Source organism: Streptococcus sp. GMD4S, assembly GCF_000296955.1.
Genome location: NZ_AJRE01000563.1, coordinates 1 through 620, shown reverse-complemented (window position 1 = coordinate 620; position 620 = coordinate 1). Strand labels below are relative to the sequence as shown.

Below are 620 nucleotides of genomic sequence, written 5' to 3'. Positions count from 1 at the left end.
CGCCGCGCATAGCATTGACACCTTTCGATACGACTTTAAGAGCGTCAATATCAAGACCTGAGTCAATCTCATCCAAAAGGGCAAAAGTTGGTTCCAACATCAAGAGTTGAAGAATTTCATTACGTTTTTTCTCACCACCAGAGAAACCTTCGTTTAGATAACGCTCTGCCATTTCTTCTTTCATGTTGAGCAATTCCATTTTCTCGTCTAGTTTAGTGATGAACTCACGAACTGAAATCTTTTCGTCATCTTCTTTTCCAGCATTCATGGCTGCACGAAGAAACTCTGCATTGGTAATGCCTGGAATTTCAGATGGATATTGCATAGCCAGGAAAAGTCCCATACGCGCTCGCTCGTCTACTTCCAACTCAAGGATGTTTACACCATCAAATAAAACCTCACCTTTGGTAACTTCATAGTTAGGGTTCCCCATGATAGCTGCAGAAAGAGTCGATTTACCAGTACCATTTGGTCCCATGATAGCTGCGATTTCTCCTGTTTTCAGAGTCAGATTGACCCCTTTCAAAATTTCTTTTCCTTCAATCTCAACGTGAAGATCTTTGATCTCTAATACTGACATGATAGTTCCTTTCTTTTTCTGGCCTACTTCCTTTATCCTT

At 41.0% G+C, this 620-nt stretch carries 1 protein-coding gene; it reads right to left on the bottom strand.

The features are described from left to right. Window positions 1-580: Fe-S cluster assembly ATPase SufC (gene sufC / locus GMD4S_RS12555; protein ID WP_044130594.1), on the bottom strand; the 580-nt coding region annotated here is incomplete at its 3' end. Window positions 581-620 lie beyond the last annotated feature (40 nt).